This is a genomic window from Izhakiella australiensis (assembly GCF_002006995.1).
Classification (GTDB): Bacteria; Pseudomonadota; Gammaproteobacteria; order Enterobacterales; family Enterobacteriaceae; genus Izhakiella; species Izhakiella australiensis.
In genome coordinates, this window is sequence record NZ_MRUL01000016.1 from 26479 (window position 1) to 40614 (window position 14136).

12 protein-coding genes are annotated in these 14136 nt (G+C 52.6%); 3 read left to right on the plus strand and 9 right to left on the minus strand.

What is annotated here, in order from left to right; genetic code table 11:
* Positions 1-352: 352 nt before the first annotated feature.
* Positions 353-1477 carry a glycosyltransferase gene (locus BTJ39_RS18420; protein ID WP_078004151.1) on the minus strand — a complete coding sequence of 375 codons (1125 nt, stop codon included), beginning with the start codon at positions 1475-1477 and terminating at the stop codon, positions 353-355.
* A 265-nt stretch (positions 1478-1742) separates the two neighbouring features.
* On the opposite strand from BTJ39_RS18420, the gene BTJ39_RS18425 reads away from it, so the two are divergent.
* A complete protein-coding gene (locus BTJ39_RS18425; RefSeq protein ID WP_078004152.1) occupies positions 1743-2714 on the plus strand; it encodes a polysaccharide deacetylase family protein in 972 nt (323 codons plus the stop codon).
* Here BTJ39_RS18425 and BTJ39_RS18430 read toward each other — a convergent pair.
* Genes BTJ39_RS18430 through rfaD form a run of 6 tightly spaced genes read right to left on the minus strand, consistent with a single transcriptional unit; the run spans position 2698 to position 9091 of the window.
* A complete protein-coding gene (locus BTJ39_RS18430; RefSeq protein ID WP_078004153.1) occupies positions 2698-3708 on the minus strand; it encodes a glycosyltransferase family 2 protein in 1011 nt (336 codons plus the stop codon). The genes BTJ39_RS18425 and BTJ39_RS18430 overlap by 17 nt on opposite strands.
* On the minus strand, positions 3705-4967 hold the full coding sequence (locus BTJ39_RS18435; protein ID WP_078004154.1) for an O-antigen ligase family protein: 1263 nt from the start codon (positions 4965-4967) through the stop codon (positions 3705-3707). Before BTJ39_RS18435 ends, BTJ39_RS18430 begins: the two co-directional genes overlap by 4 nt.
* A 1-nt stretch (position 4968) precedes the next feature.
* Entirely contained in the window at positions 4969-6135 is a 1167-nt protein-coding gene (locus BTJ39_RS18440; protein WP_078004155.1) for a glycosyltransferase family 4 protein, read from the minus strand.
* Positions 6132-7100 carry a lipopolysaccharide heptosyltransferase RfaC gene (gene rfaC, locus BTJ39_RS18445; protein ID WP_078004156.1) on the minus strand — a complete coding sequence of 323 codons (969 nt, stop codon included), beginning with the start codon at positions 7098-7100 and terminating at the stop codon, positions 6132-6134. The genes BTJ39_RS18440 and rfaC overlap by 4 nt, the downstream gene beginning before the upstream one ends.
* Positions 7097-8146 (minus strand): ADP-heptose--LPS heptosyltransferase RfaF, encoded by a 1050-nt coding sequence (gene rfaF, locus BTJ39_RS18450; protein ID WP_078004157.1) that lies wholly within the window; start codon positions 8144-8146, stop codon positions 7097-7099. The genes rfaC and rfaF overlap by 4 nt, the downstream gene beginning before the upstream one ends.
* 12 nt (positions 8147-8158) lie before the next feature.
* Positions 8159-9091, minus strand: coding sequence for an ADP-glyceromanno-heptose 6-epimerase (gene rfaD / locus BTJ39_RS18455; RefSeq protein ID WP_078004158.1), 933 nt, complete (start codon positions 9089-9091; stop codon positions 8159-8161).
* A 231-nt stretch (positions 9092-9322) separates the two neighbouring features.
* On the opposite strand from rfaD, the gene BTJ39_RS18460 reads away from it, so the two are divergent.
* Positions 9323-10516, plus strand: coding sequence for a glycine C-acetyltransferase (locus BTJ39_RS18460; protein WP_078004159.1), 1194 nt, complete (start codon positions 9323-9325; stop codon positions 10514-10516).
* A 12-nt stretch (positions 10517-10528) separates the two neighbouring features.
* Positions 10529-11554 carry an L-threonine 3-dehydrogenase gene (tdh, locus tag BTJ39_RS18465; RefSeq protein WP_078004160.1) on the plus strand — a complete coding sequence of 342 codons (1026 nt, stop codon included), beginning with the start codon at positions 10529-10531 and terminating at the stop codon, positions 11552-11554.
* 40 nt (positions 11555-11594) lie between these two features.
* On the opposite strand, the gene BTJ39_RS18470 is transcribed toward tdh, so the two are convergent.
* Together BTJ39_RS18470 and envC are read right to left on the minus strand one after the other, a co-directional pair.
* Positions 11595-12536, minus strand: a complete 942-nt coding sequence (locus BTJ39_RS18470; protein WP_078004161.1) for a divergent polysaccharide deacetylase family protein — start codon at positions 12534-12536, stop codon at positions 11595-11597.
* 3 nt (positions 12537-12539) lie between these two features.
* Positions 12540-13835, minus strand: coding sequence for a murein hydrolase activator EnvC (gene envC / locus BTJ39_RS18475; RefSeq protein ID WP_078004162.1), 1296 nt, complete (start codon positions 13833-13835; stop codon positions 12540-12542).
* Positions 13836-14136 lie beyond the last annotated feature (301 nt).

A 14136-nucleotide genomic window follows, 5' to 3' on the forward strand; every position in this document is an offset into this window, starting at 1 on the left:
GCGATACTTACCTTCCCTGCGATAAGGGCGATAGGGAATCCATTTCATTAATCTTCGCGGATTTGGCCCGCAGGAGGATTTACCGACCTGATTAACAGCCAACAAGTTCTGTTTAACCGAACAGGGGCGTTGCCTTTATCAGGCGCCTGAATTACTCGCCAGAAAGGTAGCGTAATACGTGGTTTACCCGCTAGCAATCAGACATGTTAACGTCTTCACCCGGCGTTGCTGTGCCAGCTTTAAATCCAGAACATGGCAGTTTAGCATGTCTGGAGGCCGATGCTCTGACTAAGGCACGATATGCAAACAGGTCTCAGTTAACACCACCTGCCGGGCAATATGGGCACCCGTTTCAGGCGTCCGCCGGCGTGCTGACAGACTCTGCAAGCTGCAAATATTGCTGGCAGATAACCGGCAAGCTGTAGATTTCCAGATTAGTCGCCTGAAGATCGGGAGGATTAAGGTAAATTTCCTGCATTTTCTCTGCCAGCGATGTTGCATTAAGGTCGGCAAGACCGCGTGCCAGTTCGCCGGTCAGGATACTCGCCGGACCGCCGGGGCAGCGCGTGCTGACGACCGGCGTGTTGCAGCAGAGCGCCTCAATTAATACGTTTCCGAATCCTTCGCTATCAGAACTGACGACCAGCAGGCGTGCGTGCTTAATCCAGGGATAGGGATTGCTCTGAAACCCTTCGAAACGAACCCGTTCGCTGATGCCCAGCTTTTTCGCAAGCTGGCGCAAGCGCGCTTCAACCTCCGGGCGCCCCTGGCCCAGCAATACCAGCGGCGCCTGAATGCCGCTGAGCGCATAAGCTTCCAGCAGGCGATCGTGACGTTTCGCCTGGTGGAAACGTCCGACGTGGAGCAGATAGTCCGAGCCGGCCAGCTCACAGGGCGCGGCGGCTAATTGCCGGATTTGTTGGAAATCGAACGGATTGGCAATGATGCGGGCACGGCGCGGCGTAACGCCTACGCGGTTAACCAGATCATCGACGACGTACTGCGAGACGCCAACCAGCTGGCGTCCCTGATAAACCCGACGAATTTTCCAGCGTTTCAACCACAGTGAAAAGCCGGTTTTGCCCGCCAGGTAAGAAGCAGAAAATACGCCATGCAGGCAATACCAGGTTTTAGCGACAGTCGCCGCCCGGCAGCGGCTTACAATGCGATCGGTTTTGTGCAGGTTGGAAATAATCAGATCAAATGCGCCATGCTGTGACTCATGCAGGCGTATAGCCCGCTCCAGCTGGGTTGCCCGGCGATGTAGCTCAGTAAGCTTACGCCAGGGTCGGCGACAGCGATCCTCTATTACCCGGTACTCGACGCCGGTGGGAAGTGGGTATTCGCAAACCTTGCGCAAAGAAAAAATCGCCACCTGATGCCCCGCGTCAGCTAATCCTTCAGCCAGCGTCAGCACCACTTTTTCCGCACCGCCGCCAGGCAGACCATCAATGATTAATAACACGCTTCTGGACAATGTAGCACCTCAAATCGCCAGCCCGTATCGGGCATGGCGTTAACTGAAAACGCTGGTTAAAGCTTTGGCTTGCACAGGGTGATAATTTTATTTAGCAGGCAAGCGTATTGCAGCGTCATGGGTTGGGTTATGCATTTGCGCTAGTGTAAAATATTCTGCTGTAATGAGATATCCGTCATTAGCTAAAATAACGGCGCAAACTTTTTGCCTCCCGCTGGCTGCGTGCGTAACATGGAATAAATATTTTTGCTGGTGTGAGTTCGTAATGGAAAAACCTGCGTTTCTTATCACGCTTGATACTGAAGGGGATAATCTCTGGCGTAATCGCCACGGAAATGTTACGACCCACAACACACGCTTTTTACCGCGTTTTCAGGCTTTGTGTGAAAAATATCATTTCAAACCCACCTGGCTGACTAATTATGAGATGGCAAGCGATCCCGCTTACGTTGAGTTCGGCCGCGATCTGCTGGTGCGCCAGCAGGGTGAGATCGGCATGCATCTTCACGCCTGGCACAGTCCGCCGGAACATCAGCTTACCGAAAATGACTGGCGCCATCAGCCCTATTTAATTGAGTATCCTGAGCCGGTATTGCGGGCAAAAGTCGCCTTTATGACCGAGCTGCTGGAAAACAATTTTGGCGTAAAAATGCGCAGCCATCGTGCTGGCCGTTGGGCGTTTAATGCCGCTTATGCGCGGGCACTGCTGGAACACAATTACTGGGTGGATTGTTCGGTAACGCCAAGGGTTGACTGGCGTAATTCCCCCGGGGCGCCGCAGGGGCAGGGCGGAACGGATTACCGCCATTTCCCCGACCGGGCGTATTATATTGACCTCAATGACATTGCCCGGCCGGCGCAGGCAGGCTTACTTGAGCTGCCCATGTCTGTTCAGTATCGCTACGGAGCGCTGACCACTCAGCTTAAGCAGGCCTGGAATAAGCTTCGCGGAAAAAAGCGCGGTCCGTCAGTCAACTGGCTGCGGCCCAGTGGCGGTAATCTGGCGCAGATGAAACGGGTTGTCGAGCAAACGCTGGCGCAGGGCAATGACTACGTGGAGTTTATGCTTCATTCATCGGAGTTTATGCCGGATGGCAGTCCGACGTTTAAAAATGATGCTGATATTGAGCGGCTCTATGATGATTTAGAGCAGCTGTTTAGCTGGTTACAACCGCGTACTCAGGGAATGACGCTCAGCGAATATGCCACCCGTAAGCGTCTTAACGAGATGAAGTAGCCTGCGCGCGTTTGGTTTTTTTAAACGCCAGACGCAGCGCTGACAGGCAGGTGTCCACTTCGGGAAAGCGCATCTGCATCACTTTTTTAGCCGGAATGCCGCTTCCCTGACAAATTCTGGCTGCAATTTTAAGGTCGCGCTTTATCGCTAAGTCGTAGCGGTAAAACCCGTAAACCGCCTTAGTCATATTTTTTATTTCATTGAAGCAGTTAAGCAGCATACCAGCGGCCAGCTGACGTATCAGGGGATCGTTGCTGTGGGCCTGCACGTAGGCAATCATTTTATTCATCGCGAAATGCATATCATCGATGTCGCTTTTTTTGATGTTGCGGGTTATGCCAAACGCATTATCGCGGTAGTAATAAAGCGAGTTATTCAGATGGGCGATTTTTTGTGTTTTCAGGTACTGGAAGGGCGCAAAAATGACATCTTCATAGCGCCGGCCCGGCTCAAAACTATCTTCGCCCAGCAGCGTTCTGCGATAAACGCGATTCCAGAGATGCCACATGGAGCGCTTAAACAGCGGTCTGAGACAGGCTAAACCTCCAGAAGCAAAGTCATAAGGCACCCTGTGAGCTATTTCATCAATCGCGGCTTCGGGGGGCGTATCAGTGAAGCGCTGATAGTTGAAATCAATCAGATCATCTTCATCGGCATTGAGCACGGGTTTGATTACGCCATAATAGTTTTTGCTCAGGAGATCATCGGCGTCCAGAAAAACAATGAATTTCCCCGTCGCCTGCTGTAGTCCGACGTTACGCGCAATTGAGATACCCTGATTGTGCTGATGGGTAAATTTAACCTGAATGTCAGGGTTGGCGCTGAGAAACCCGGCGACCAGATGATTGCTGTTATCGCCGGAGCCATCGTCTACCAATACCACCTGCACGTCCTGGTCTATCTGACAAAAGAGCGACTTCAGGCAGTCGATGATATAGCGTTCATCATTGTAAAAAGGAATGATGACGCTGAGTAGATGCGAGTAATTTTTCATCGGCTGGTTTGCCTGTCAACACGCGGATCCTGCATCAGCAGAATGCTAAGCGCGATCCCCAGACAGTATATTATCGTGCCTTCAGTACTGAAAAAAATAACGTCGCTCAGACCGTAAATAATCAGCGACAGCGTAATAGCAAGCAGTACGGGATTTCGCTGTGGTCGAAAGCTATGAGCAATTAAACTTAAATACAATGCAAGCAGCACCACGACGCCCGGAATTCCCTTAATCGAAAAGGCTTCCATCACTTCGTTATGCATATGCACCGTAATATAGGGCAGGACGCCATACAGTTCGGGGTGTTTTTTGACCAGTAGCTTGATGCTTTCACCACGCTGCTCTGCCGACTGCCCCATCAAGGCTTGTAAACCCGTATGCAGCGCAGCAGATTGCATACTCAGGCGGGATATGATCGAATTTTCGCCGGTTTGCTCGTGCCGCATGGCAATATTTTCCTGAAAGTCTTTCAGGCGATCTTCAATCTTATTCTTGAATATCAGTCCGCAGGCAACAAGCATCAGCGGAATGAGTGCCAGTATAATCACCTTGTGCTTATTCGATAGCGTATGCTTTGTTGCCAGAATGGTAATGAGCGCCAGTACGGGGAAGGCGAGCATTGCCGCGCGAGTGCCTGTCAGAATCAGCGTCGCAAAGGTGATAATAAATATTGCTAAAAAAAGCGGCACCTTATGCCGGCGTTTTAACAGCAATGCGGCTTTAAGAAATAGTAAATTGATGACGGTGATAATGTAGGCGGCAACCGTTGCCCGGTCGTAATTCAGCTCGACGCGAGCGATATGCATAACTATTCCCTGATACAGGGCGTAGGCGTTGACCGCAATGCCGGCCACAAACGCCAGCACGGCGGTCTGCTTTTGCCATGATCGTGGCTCATTGAGGATGAAAGCCAGTAAAAAAGCGGTGGCAATTTGCAGCCTGCCGGTAGACTGATATTGCCGATATAACACCACATAGCCGTCAGGCTGCTTATACATCACAGTCCAGAGAATGCAGACCAGACCTGTTAGCAGCATTGCTGCCGGCAGCAGTAAGTTCTTTTTATCTTTTATGTAATATTTGAAATGCAGAATAAACGCCAGCAGCGAGGCGTAGGTGGCTAAATAGAAACAGTTACCCCCGACCTGAAAACCTAAGGGTAACGTAAGCAGGGCTATGGCGCAGCCAAGATAAATAAAAACGCTAAAGAAAATATGTGGGGCCTCATCCTTTATGATGAAAATTTTTCTAATATTCATATTAATTTCCAATAATACTCACCAACGCGTTATCAAAGTCTGCTTTAAAAAGCATGTAATTAAAATGTGTTACCGCCCGGCTTTTGGCGTTCTGGCTGAAGCTCTGATAGGTCGCCGGGTCAGACAGGCGTTCTACGGCATCCGCGCACGCCATGTGAGAGAGCAATTTAGGTTGCGTCATCGCGTCATTAAGCGGATCGTAAACCTCGTAAGGGAAGTCGACGCGTATCCCGCTGAGTTTTTCATGTTGCTCAATGGTTACGTCCGGGATAAGGCCGATGCCGCATTCATTGTGTTTAATGACCTCCGGCTGACCATCAATCATCGGAAATATAAGCGGAATGCCATAGTAAAGTGCTTCCATGCAGGATAATCCAAAGGGTTCGGTAACGGGGGTACTGATGTATATATCCGTCCGGTTAAAAAAGACGGACATATCCTGTTGAAAACCGCTGAAGGTAACGTAGTTATCGATCTTCAATCGCCGGGCGAGCGCGATGAATGCATCAAGATCCGGCCCTTTGCCGGCAACTTCCAGCGTGACTTCACGTCCGCAATCGAGCAACGCCTTCATCATTAACAGCGCGACGCTAATACCTTTCAGACTGACCTGTCTTGAGGCCGTTCCCAGTCTGAGGGGCTGCCCCGGCCGCTGCGGATGACTGTCGATATCCTCTGGCGTCATGATGCGATTAATCACGACGTGGTGAGGGCAGGGTAAGTTAAACCGGTGCTGCATGACCCGATTAGAGGCGTAAGATGCCGAAATTACGCCGTCCAGCATCGCCATAAAGGCCAGTGTCTTTTCATTTTTGGGATAGCGCCAGGAGCAGCCATGGTCGTAATACACCATTTTGATGTGCTTTGGTTTACCGATCAGTACCGGTACTAAATCCCAAACAATAGCGACCTCAGCCTGGCTGTGATTGATGCGATATTGAAGAAGATATTTACGTAAAAACTGGGGCGCTTTTAATTCAATATGATTAAACAGGCGGTTGGCAAAGGTGATCTTCTGCTGCGGGATCTGCTGGCGAATAGCCGGGTCGATTTTATTGCTAATGCAGATAACCTCGTCCTGGCCGGCGGAAAAATCGTTAATATATTGAATAAATAAGCGCTCAACGCCGCCCATTTTCGCCAGATTGATAATATGTAGCTTCTTCATCCCATCACCTGCATTAATTGTTCGGCGACGGATTCCGCTGTGATGCTGCTCATACTGTTTCCCTGCGGTGCGCGGATGACATATTGATTCTTACCATAGCCGCCGATGAGCCCCGGATCGGTTGGGCCATACAGGGTAATATTCGGGCGATCGAGTGCGGCGGTAAGATGGCTCAGCCCGGTATCAACCGCAACAACCGCTCTGGCGCCGGCGAGATTTAACGCAATTTGCTCAAGGGTCATCTTTGGTAATACTTCAACGTAATCAAAACCTTCAGCCAGACGCAGAGCGCGCTGGTATTCATGAGGCGCGCCCCAGGGCAGCTTTATGGTGAGTCCGCTGTCGGCCATCAGCGCGATAAGCTCACGCCAGCGCGGTTCCGGCCAGTGCTTATTATCTCTGGTGGTGGCATGAAGGAACACCAGGTAGCGGTTCGCGTCTGCCGGCAAGTTGCTGAGGAAATGGCCGGCGATAGCATAATCACCCGTCGTCTCAGGCTTGTCATAGCCAAGGCTTTTAGCAAACAGTTCGCGCATGCGCTCGACGGCATGCTGCTGTTTACCAATCTCGTGGCGCTTGTCATACCACCAGCTGGCAAATGATTCGCGCGCGCTGCGGCTATCCTGGCCATGCTTTTCACCTTTCGCCAGGCGGGTAACCAGCGCGGCGCTTTTGATAAGCCCCTGGGCATCAATGATTCGATCGTAATTCTGTAACTGCAACTCGCGTTTAAACTTAACCCGCTCTTCACGCGTCTGGCTACCAAACCAGTTTTTGCGCCAGCGGCGGATAGCCACCGGAAGCACGCGCTCAACGGCAGGATGCCAGCCGGGAATCTGGCTGAAATTTTCTTCTACAGCCCAGTCAAAGCGAATGCCTTCAATTGCACGCATCGCATCCGTCAGTGCCGGCAGGGTATGCAACACGTCTCCCATTGAGGAGGTTTTAACGATCAGAACCTTCATTCACGCTCCGCAGTGGGGGCCAGTAACCTGTCCAGCTCGGCGATAACCCGTTCTGGCTGAATATCGATCAGACTTTGATGATAGCCTTCTCCGGCATCGCCTTTACGAACTTTATGATAGCCGGTAATTAAACGGATTATCCGCGCCTTGTCTGCAAGCGGCGGGGTGAAGTCAGGACTGCTGGGGCCATAAAGCGCAACCAGCGGTTTATCCAGCGCCGCAGCAATATGCATCAGGCCTGAGTCGTTACTGACCACCGCGTCACAATGGGCCAGCAGTATTACCGCCTGCTCCAGCTGCGTTTTACCCGCCAGATTATGGCACCAGACGCGCTGCTCGTCGGTCAGGGCAGTACGGATTTGCTCTCCGGCCGGTTCATCTTTTGCTGAACCGAACAGCACAACCTGCCAGCCGCGCTGGATAAGCTCAGCGGCAAGGGTGGCATAGTGATAATGAGGCCAGCGTTTAGCCGGACCAAACTCCGCGCCGGGGCAAAAGCCGATAATTGGCCTTTCGCCATGAAGTCCGAACTGCGCGGCAGTTTCAATTTTTTCCTGTTCGGCAACCTCCAGCCTTGGCCAGAGTAGCTCAGGGAGGTCGCTGGCCTGACGAATTTTATCCGCAGGAAAGGCTAATGCAGCATAGCGCTGCACCATCAAAGGAAACGCGTCTTTATCCAGCTTGCGGATATCGTTTAACAAACCGTAGCGCATTTCACCGCGCCAGCCGGTACGCTGCGGAATAGCGGCAAAAAAAGGCACCAGCGCCGATTTAAATGAATTCGGCAGCACGAAGGCTCGTTCGTAATGGCTGTCGCGTAGCGCCTTGCCGATTCGGCGACGCTCGCCAAGCTCCAGCGCGCCGTGGCCAAGCGGCATAGCCAGCGCCTGATTAACCTCCGGCATACGGGAAAGTAACGGCCGGCACCATGCCGGCGCCATCACGTCAATTATCCTATCCGGCTGCTCCGCTTTAAGCATGCGATAGAGCGTTTGCGACATCATCATATCGCCTACCCATGAGGGGCCGATGACCAGAGCTTTCATTACTGAACCTCGTTATGCGCTGCGGTTCAGCCACGCCATATAGGCAGCAACCCCTTCGGCGACGGTTTTGAACGGCTTGTCGTAGCCTGCCGCCCGTAGCTTAGTCAGGTCAGCCAGGGTATATGCCTGATAGCGGCCTTTCAGTTTGTCCGGAAAAGGTATGTATTCAATATCGCTTTTTTTATGGAAGCCCAGGGCGGCGTCAGCGACAGCCTGGAAAGATTCAGCGCGCCCGGTTCCGCAGTTGAATATGCCGGAGATGCCATGCTCCCAGCACCAAAGGTTGACGCTAACCACGTCATCAATGTAGATAAAATCGCGCTTAAAGTTTTCGCTACCTTCGAACAGCTTTGGATTTTCGCCTTTCAAAATCTGCTCGTTGAGGTGAAAAGCGACGCTGGCCATGCTGCCTTTATGGCCTTCACGCGGTCCATAAACGTTGAAGTAGCGGAAGCCGCATACCGGCGATTGAGCCTCAGGCAGTATATCGCGAACGTAATGGTCAAATAGCATTTTGGAATAGCCGTAAACGTTTAACGGCTGTTCGTACTGGCGTTCTTCAATGAAGTTGTCATTGCGCCCGCCGTAGGTGGCGGCAGATGAGGCGTAAAGAAAAGGGATCTGACGATCAAGGCAGTAATGAAGTAACTCTTTGGAGTACTGATAGTTGTTATCCATCATATACTTACCATCCCACTCGGTGGTAGCGGAACAGGCGCCTTCGTGGAAAACGGCCTCTACATGACCAAAATCGTCACCGGCCACAATACTGGCGATAAAGTCTTCTTTGTCCAGATAGTCGGCTATATCCAGATCCGCCAGATTGATGAATTTAGTGCCGTCTTTCAGGTTATCTACCACCAGAATATCGTTGCGTCCGGAATCGTTCAGCTTTTTAACAATATTGCTGCCGATAAAACCAGCGCCGCCAGTGACTATAATCATCTGCTTTACCTTAAATTACGGGGGTGAAACGGAAGGTTTCACACGCTAATGGTAACTATCATATCACCTCATCTTTCTGCACACAGCCAGATGACTCTGCAACTGAAAGCAGTTCGCTAAGATTAAGCGTGAACTCTGCTGAAATTATACGATTTGTTATGATGATTTCTCGTTCATTTGCCGCATCTCCAGTAATATGTACTAAGACTTGCCCTATAAAGGAGGATAAAAATGTCAGGAAAATTCTACCAGCAGATTTCTCAACAGCTGGACACTGCGCGTGAAGAGGGATTGTTTAAAGACGAGCGCATCATTACCTCGGCTCAGCAGTCTGAGATCTCCTTGCAAACTGGCGAAGATGTCATCAATTTTTGCGCCAATAATTATCTGGGGCTGGCTAACCATCCGGCACTTATCGCGGCGGCTAAACAAGGGTTGGATAGCCATGGTTTCGGCATGGCTTCGGTGCGCTTTATTTGCGGTACGCAGGACATGCATAAAAAACTTGAGCATGAGCTTGCCCGTTTTTTGGGTATGGAAGATGCCATTCTTTACTCTTCCTGCTTTGATGCCAACGGCGGCCTGTTCGAGACGCTACTGGGCGCGGAAGATGCCATTATTTCGGATGCGCTAAATCATGCTTCGATTATTGACGGCGTCCGGCTATGTAAAGCGAAGCGCTATCGCTATGCCAACAACGATCTCAGCGAGCTTGCCGAGCGGCTGGAAGAAGCGAAAGCCGCGGGCGCGCGTCATATTCTGATCGCCACTGACGGCGTGTTTTCAATGGATGGCGTGATCGCCAATCTGTCGGGTATTTGCGACCTGGCCGACCGCTATGACGCGCTGGTCATGGTAGATGATTCCCATGCCGTGGGCTTTGTTGGCGCCGCAGGGCGCGGTACCCATGAATATTGTAAGGTTATGGATCGCGTTGACATTATTACCGGCACGCTGGGGAAAGCGCTGGGCGGCGCATCTGGTGGCTATACCGCCGCGCGCAAAGACGTAGTGGAATGGTTACGTCAGCGCTCACGCCCCTATCTGTTTTCCAATTCGCTGGCGCCTGCCATCGTGGCGGCTTCTTTACAGGTGCTTGAGATGCTGCGTGAGGGCGATGGCCTGCGCCAGCGCCTGTGGGACAATGCGCGCTACTTCCGTGAAGCGATGACGGCCGCAGGCTTCACGTTGGCGGGGGCCGATCACGCGATCATTCCGGTGATGCTGGGTGAAGCCAAAGTGGCGCAGGAGTTTGCCCGACAGTTACAGCAGGAAGGGATATATGTTACCGGCTTCTTCTATCCGGTAGTGCCAAAGGGACAGGCGCGTATTCGTACACAGATATCCGCAGCGCATACTCAAGAGCAGCTTGAGCGCGCGGTGGATGCCTTTACCCGCATCGGCAAATCGCTGGGCGTTATTTAAAAAGGTACATGCATGAAAGGCTTGGCAAAGCTTAAGGCTGAAGAAGGTATCTGGATGGTTAAAGATGCCCCTGTTCCGCAGCCAGGACATAACGACCTGTTAATCAAAATCCGTAAAGCGGCTATTTGCGGCACCGATGTGCATATTTACAACTGGGATGACTGGTCGAGTAAAACCATCCCGGTGCCGATGATCGTCGGGCATGAGTATGTTGGTGAAGTGGTCGGTATTGGCCAGGAAGTCAGAGGTTTTAATATCGGCGATCGGGTTTCCGGCGAGGGGCATATTACCTGCGGGCACTGTCGTAACTGCCGGGCCGGGCGTACCCACCTTTGTCGCAATACTCAGGGCGTGGGGGTCAACCGCCAGGGGTGCTTTGCCGAGTATCTGGTTATTCCTGCCTTTAATGCGTTCAAAATTCCGGACAATATTTCCGATGAGCTGGCCTCAATTTTCGATCCTTTCGGCAATGCAGTGCATACCGCGTTATCCTTCGATTTAGTGGGGGAGGACGTATTGGTTTCCGGAGCCGGACCGATTGGCATTATGGCTGCGGCAGTCTGCAAGCACGTTGGCGCGCGCAACGTTGTGATTACCGATATCAATGAATACCGGCTCGATCTGGCGCGCAAAATGGGCGTGACACGCGCGGTGAACGTTGCGAATGAAAGCCTGAGCGATGTGATGGCCGAGCTAGGAATGAGCGAAGGATTTGATGTCGGTCTGGAGATGTCCGGTGCGCCGCCGGCCTTTCGTGACTTATTGAGCGTGATGAACCACGGCGGCCGGGTGGCGCTGCTGGGTATCCCGCCGGGTGAGATGGCGATTGACTGGAATCAGGTCATATTTAAGGGCTTATTTATCAAAGGGATTTACGGGCGTGAGATGTTCGAAACCTGGTATAAAATGGCGGCGCTGGTGCAGTCCGGGCTGGATCTTACCCCCATCATTACTCATCGGTTTGCTATCGATGATTTTCAGCAAGGCTTCGATGCCATGCGCTCCGGAAAATCAGGCAAGGTAATACTGAGCTGGTAATGGTGGTTTGTACGGCCGGTTGATTGCACCGGCCGTCACGTTACTGCTTCAGGCTGCTGAAGTTGAGGTGCAGGCCAGAGAAGCCGGATGTCACCTTCTGTACCAGCGGGCTGGCGGTTACGCTTTCGCTCACTACCATCAGCGCCCGGGTAGCCGGTACCGGGGGAAGCGGGTGCTTAATCATGCAGGTCTGACCGCCACGGAATGAACTATGCGGCTTATTGCCAGGGCGTCCGGCTGGCGGCGTGTTATCCACACGCTGCGCTTCGTTAAGCAGCTGGCTCGGGCGCACCAAAGTAACATCTGCGGGCAGTTCGGGTAGCATTTGCTGCAGCACGCGTACGGTATTCGGATGAGGGTGGCCAATGGCGATCGCCCAGCCGTCGCGCTCAGCCAGCCGTACCGCGCGCGTGAACTGCTGTCGGATTGACGCTTCGTTCGGACTGTCATCGAGGAAAACGCGGCGCTTAATGACCTTAACGTTGGTGCCGGCCGCCGCCCGGGTTGCCTGACTGTTGCCTATCGTCATGCTATCAAGAAAATAGTAGTTATAGTGATCCAGAACCCGCATCACCTTTTGCATCCCGGCGAGGTTAGAGGTCATGGCGCTGCCCATATGGTTATTCAGCCCAATGGCATAGGGAACTTTCAGCGAAGCATCGTGGATGATACGGGCGATCTCATCCTGACTCATGTCCGGGCGCAGGGTGTCTTTTTCCAGCGGCTGCTTGCTGAGCGGCGCCATTGGCAGATGAATAAGAACTTCCCGCCCCTGCTGGTGAGCTCGCGTTGCCATCTGGCGCGCCATCGGCGCATTGGGTAATACGGCAACCGAAATGGCGACGGGCAGTTTAAGCACCTGATTCTCTTCCTTTGGTCGGTAACCAAAGTCATCAATGACCAGCGCCAGTTTTCCGGCGTATGCATTGCCGCTTATCAACAGCGCGCTCAAAACGCTAAGAAGGATACGTCGTTGCAGCAAACCTTATTTTCCTAACCACGGTAGTGGGTTGACCGCCTGCCCCTGGCGGCGAATTTCAAAATAGAGCGAAGGCGTGCCGCGGCCGCCGCTGGTGCCTACCAGGGCGATCGGCTGACCCGCTTTAACTTCGTCACCGACTTTCACCAGTGCGCTCTGGTTATAGCCATAGAGGCTCATATCGCCTTTGCCGTGATCGATAACGATGACCAGGCCGTAGCCCTGTAGCCAGTCGGCCATCAACACGCGTCCGTCGGCGATAGCATGGACGTCCTTACCTTCCGGTGCGTCAATAACTAACCCTTTCCAGCGTAGCTCGCCTTGCAAAAGTTCGCCGAAACGATGGACGATAGTGCCGCGAACCGGCCACACCGCCTGCCCCGCAGGACGGCCCAGACCGCCAGTACGGGACATCAGGTTGCGTTCGCTGGCGGTGGGTTTGTATGACGAGCCTTTACGGCGAGCCTGCTCCTGGCGTTGACGCACCTGCTCGGCCTCACGGGCCTCTCGCTGCGCGCGAGCACGGGCTTCGCGCTCAGCTTTAGCGATTTTATCCCGCAGCCGGCTTTCGTTCTCGCGCATTTCAACCAGCTGGGCCTGATCTTTTTCCAGAGACGCTTCCAGTTTAGTCAGCGTTTGCTTGCGTGCCGCACGCGCCTCTTCCAGCTTTTTCTGCTGGCTCTGACGTTGGGCGAGTAAGGTTTTTTGTTGTTGCAGCTTCGCGGTCAGCGTTGCTTTTTGCTCCGCCAGCTGGCGGCGAGTTTGCTGAAGCGCGGTGATTATTTTCTCACGGGCTTCATTCAGATAGCCGAAGTAGGCGAGGATACGTTCGCTGCGCTGGCTCTCTTCACCGCTCAGTACCAGCTGCAGCGCGCTGTGCTGGCCCTGACGAAAAGCAGCGTCGAGCTGCTGAGCGAGAATCGCTTCCTGTTGCTTTTGCTGCTTTTCCAGCCTGGCGATAGAGGCTGTCAGCTCGGTGATATCTTTGCTCAGGTGGTCAAGGGCACTTTGCGAATCACGCAGCTGGCGGCTGGCCTGGGCGATAACTTTTTCCTGGCTTGTAAGCTGCGCCATCAGCTTGCTGCGCTGCTGCTTTTGCTGCTGAACGCGCTTTTCTTTATCTGCGATGTTTTGCTGTATGGATTTCAGCTGAGCTTTGCTGTCATCAGCCGCGCTGGCGGAAAAAGAGCAAAGCAGAACGCCAGTACAGATCGCACTGGCGCAAAAGGTGGACAGTAGAGCACGTGACGATAGTGCGTGACGTGGCGTCCTTGTTTTCGGTGATGTCGCTTTACTCCTCATGGCGACTGATTATTTCACGTTGAACAAACTCTTACCAGCGATCCTGCTGCTGATTTCCATTCCGGTGGCTAAGTCCGGTAAAATGTTTGACCGCTAACTTTTTAGCCATATTGCATTCCCGGTGAAGTATCTGTTCGCCGATATTGATATTATGGGCGGGTTTTTGACACCAGATTAAATTTTGGAAATTGTGCCGCAGAAAATGTAACTCTGATTGCCGGATGGCTGTACATGCAGCGTCCGGAATGTATACTCAGAGCCTTTGATTTAGCTTATTAACCCTTTCGGGAGTTGTTACCCC

Coding starts and splice junctions, on each gene's coding strand:
- BTJ39_RS18425 (WP_078004152.1), top strand. CDS start 1,743: ATGGAAAAACCTGCGTTTCTTATCACGCTTGATACTGAAGGGGATAAT.
- BTJ39_RS18430 (WP_078004153.1), bottom strand. CDS start 3,708: ATGAAAAATTACTCGCATCTACTCAGCGTCATCATTCCTTTTTACAAT.
- BTJ39_RS18435 (WP_078004154.1), bottom strand. CDS start 4,967: ATGAATATTAGAAAAATTTTCATCATAAAGGATGAGGCCCCACATATT.
- BTJ39_RS18440 (WP_078004155.1), bottom strand. CDS start 6,135: ATGAAGAAGCTACATATTATCAATCTGGCGAAAATGGGCGGCGTTGAG.
- rfaC (WP_078004156.1), bottom strand. CDS start 7,100: ATGAAGGTTCTGATCGTTAAAACCTCCTCAATGGGAGACGTGTTGCAT.
- rfaF (WP_078004157.1), bottom strand. CDS start 8,146: ATGAAAGCTCTGGTCATCGGCCCCTCATGGGTAGGCGATATGATGATG.
- rfaD (WP_078004158.1), bottom strand. CDS start 9,091: ATGATTATAGTCACTGGCGGCGCTGGTTTTATCGGCAGCAATATTGTT.
- BTJ39_RS18460 (WP_078004159.1), top strand. CDS start 9,323: ATGTCAGGAAAATTCTACCAGCAGATTTCTCAACAGCTGGACACTGCG.
- tdh (WP_078004160.1), top strand. CDS start 10,529: ATGAAAGGCTTGGCAAAGCTTAAGGCTGAAGAAGGTATCTGGATGGTT.
- envC (WP_078004162.1), bottom strand. CDS start 13,835: ATGAGGAGTAAAGCGACATCACCGAAAACAAGGACGCCACGTCACGCA.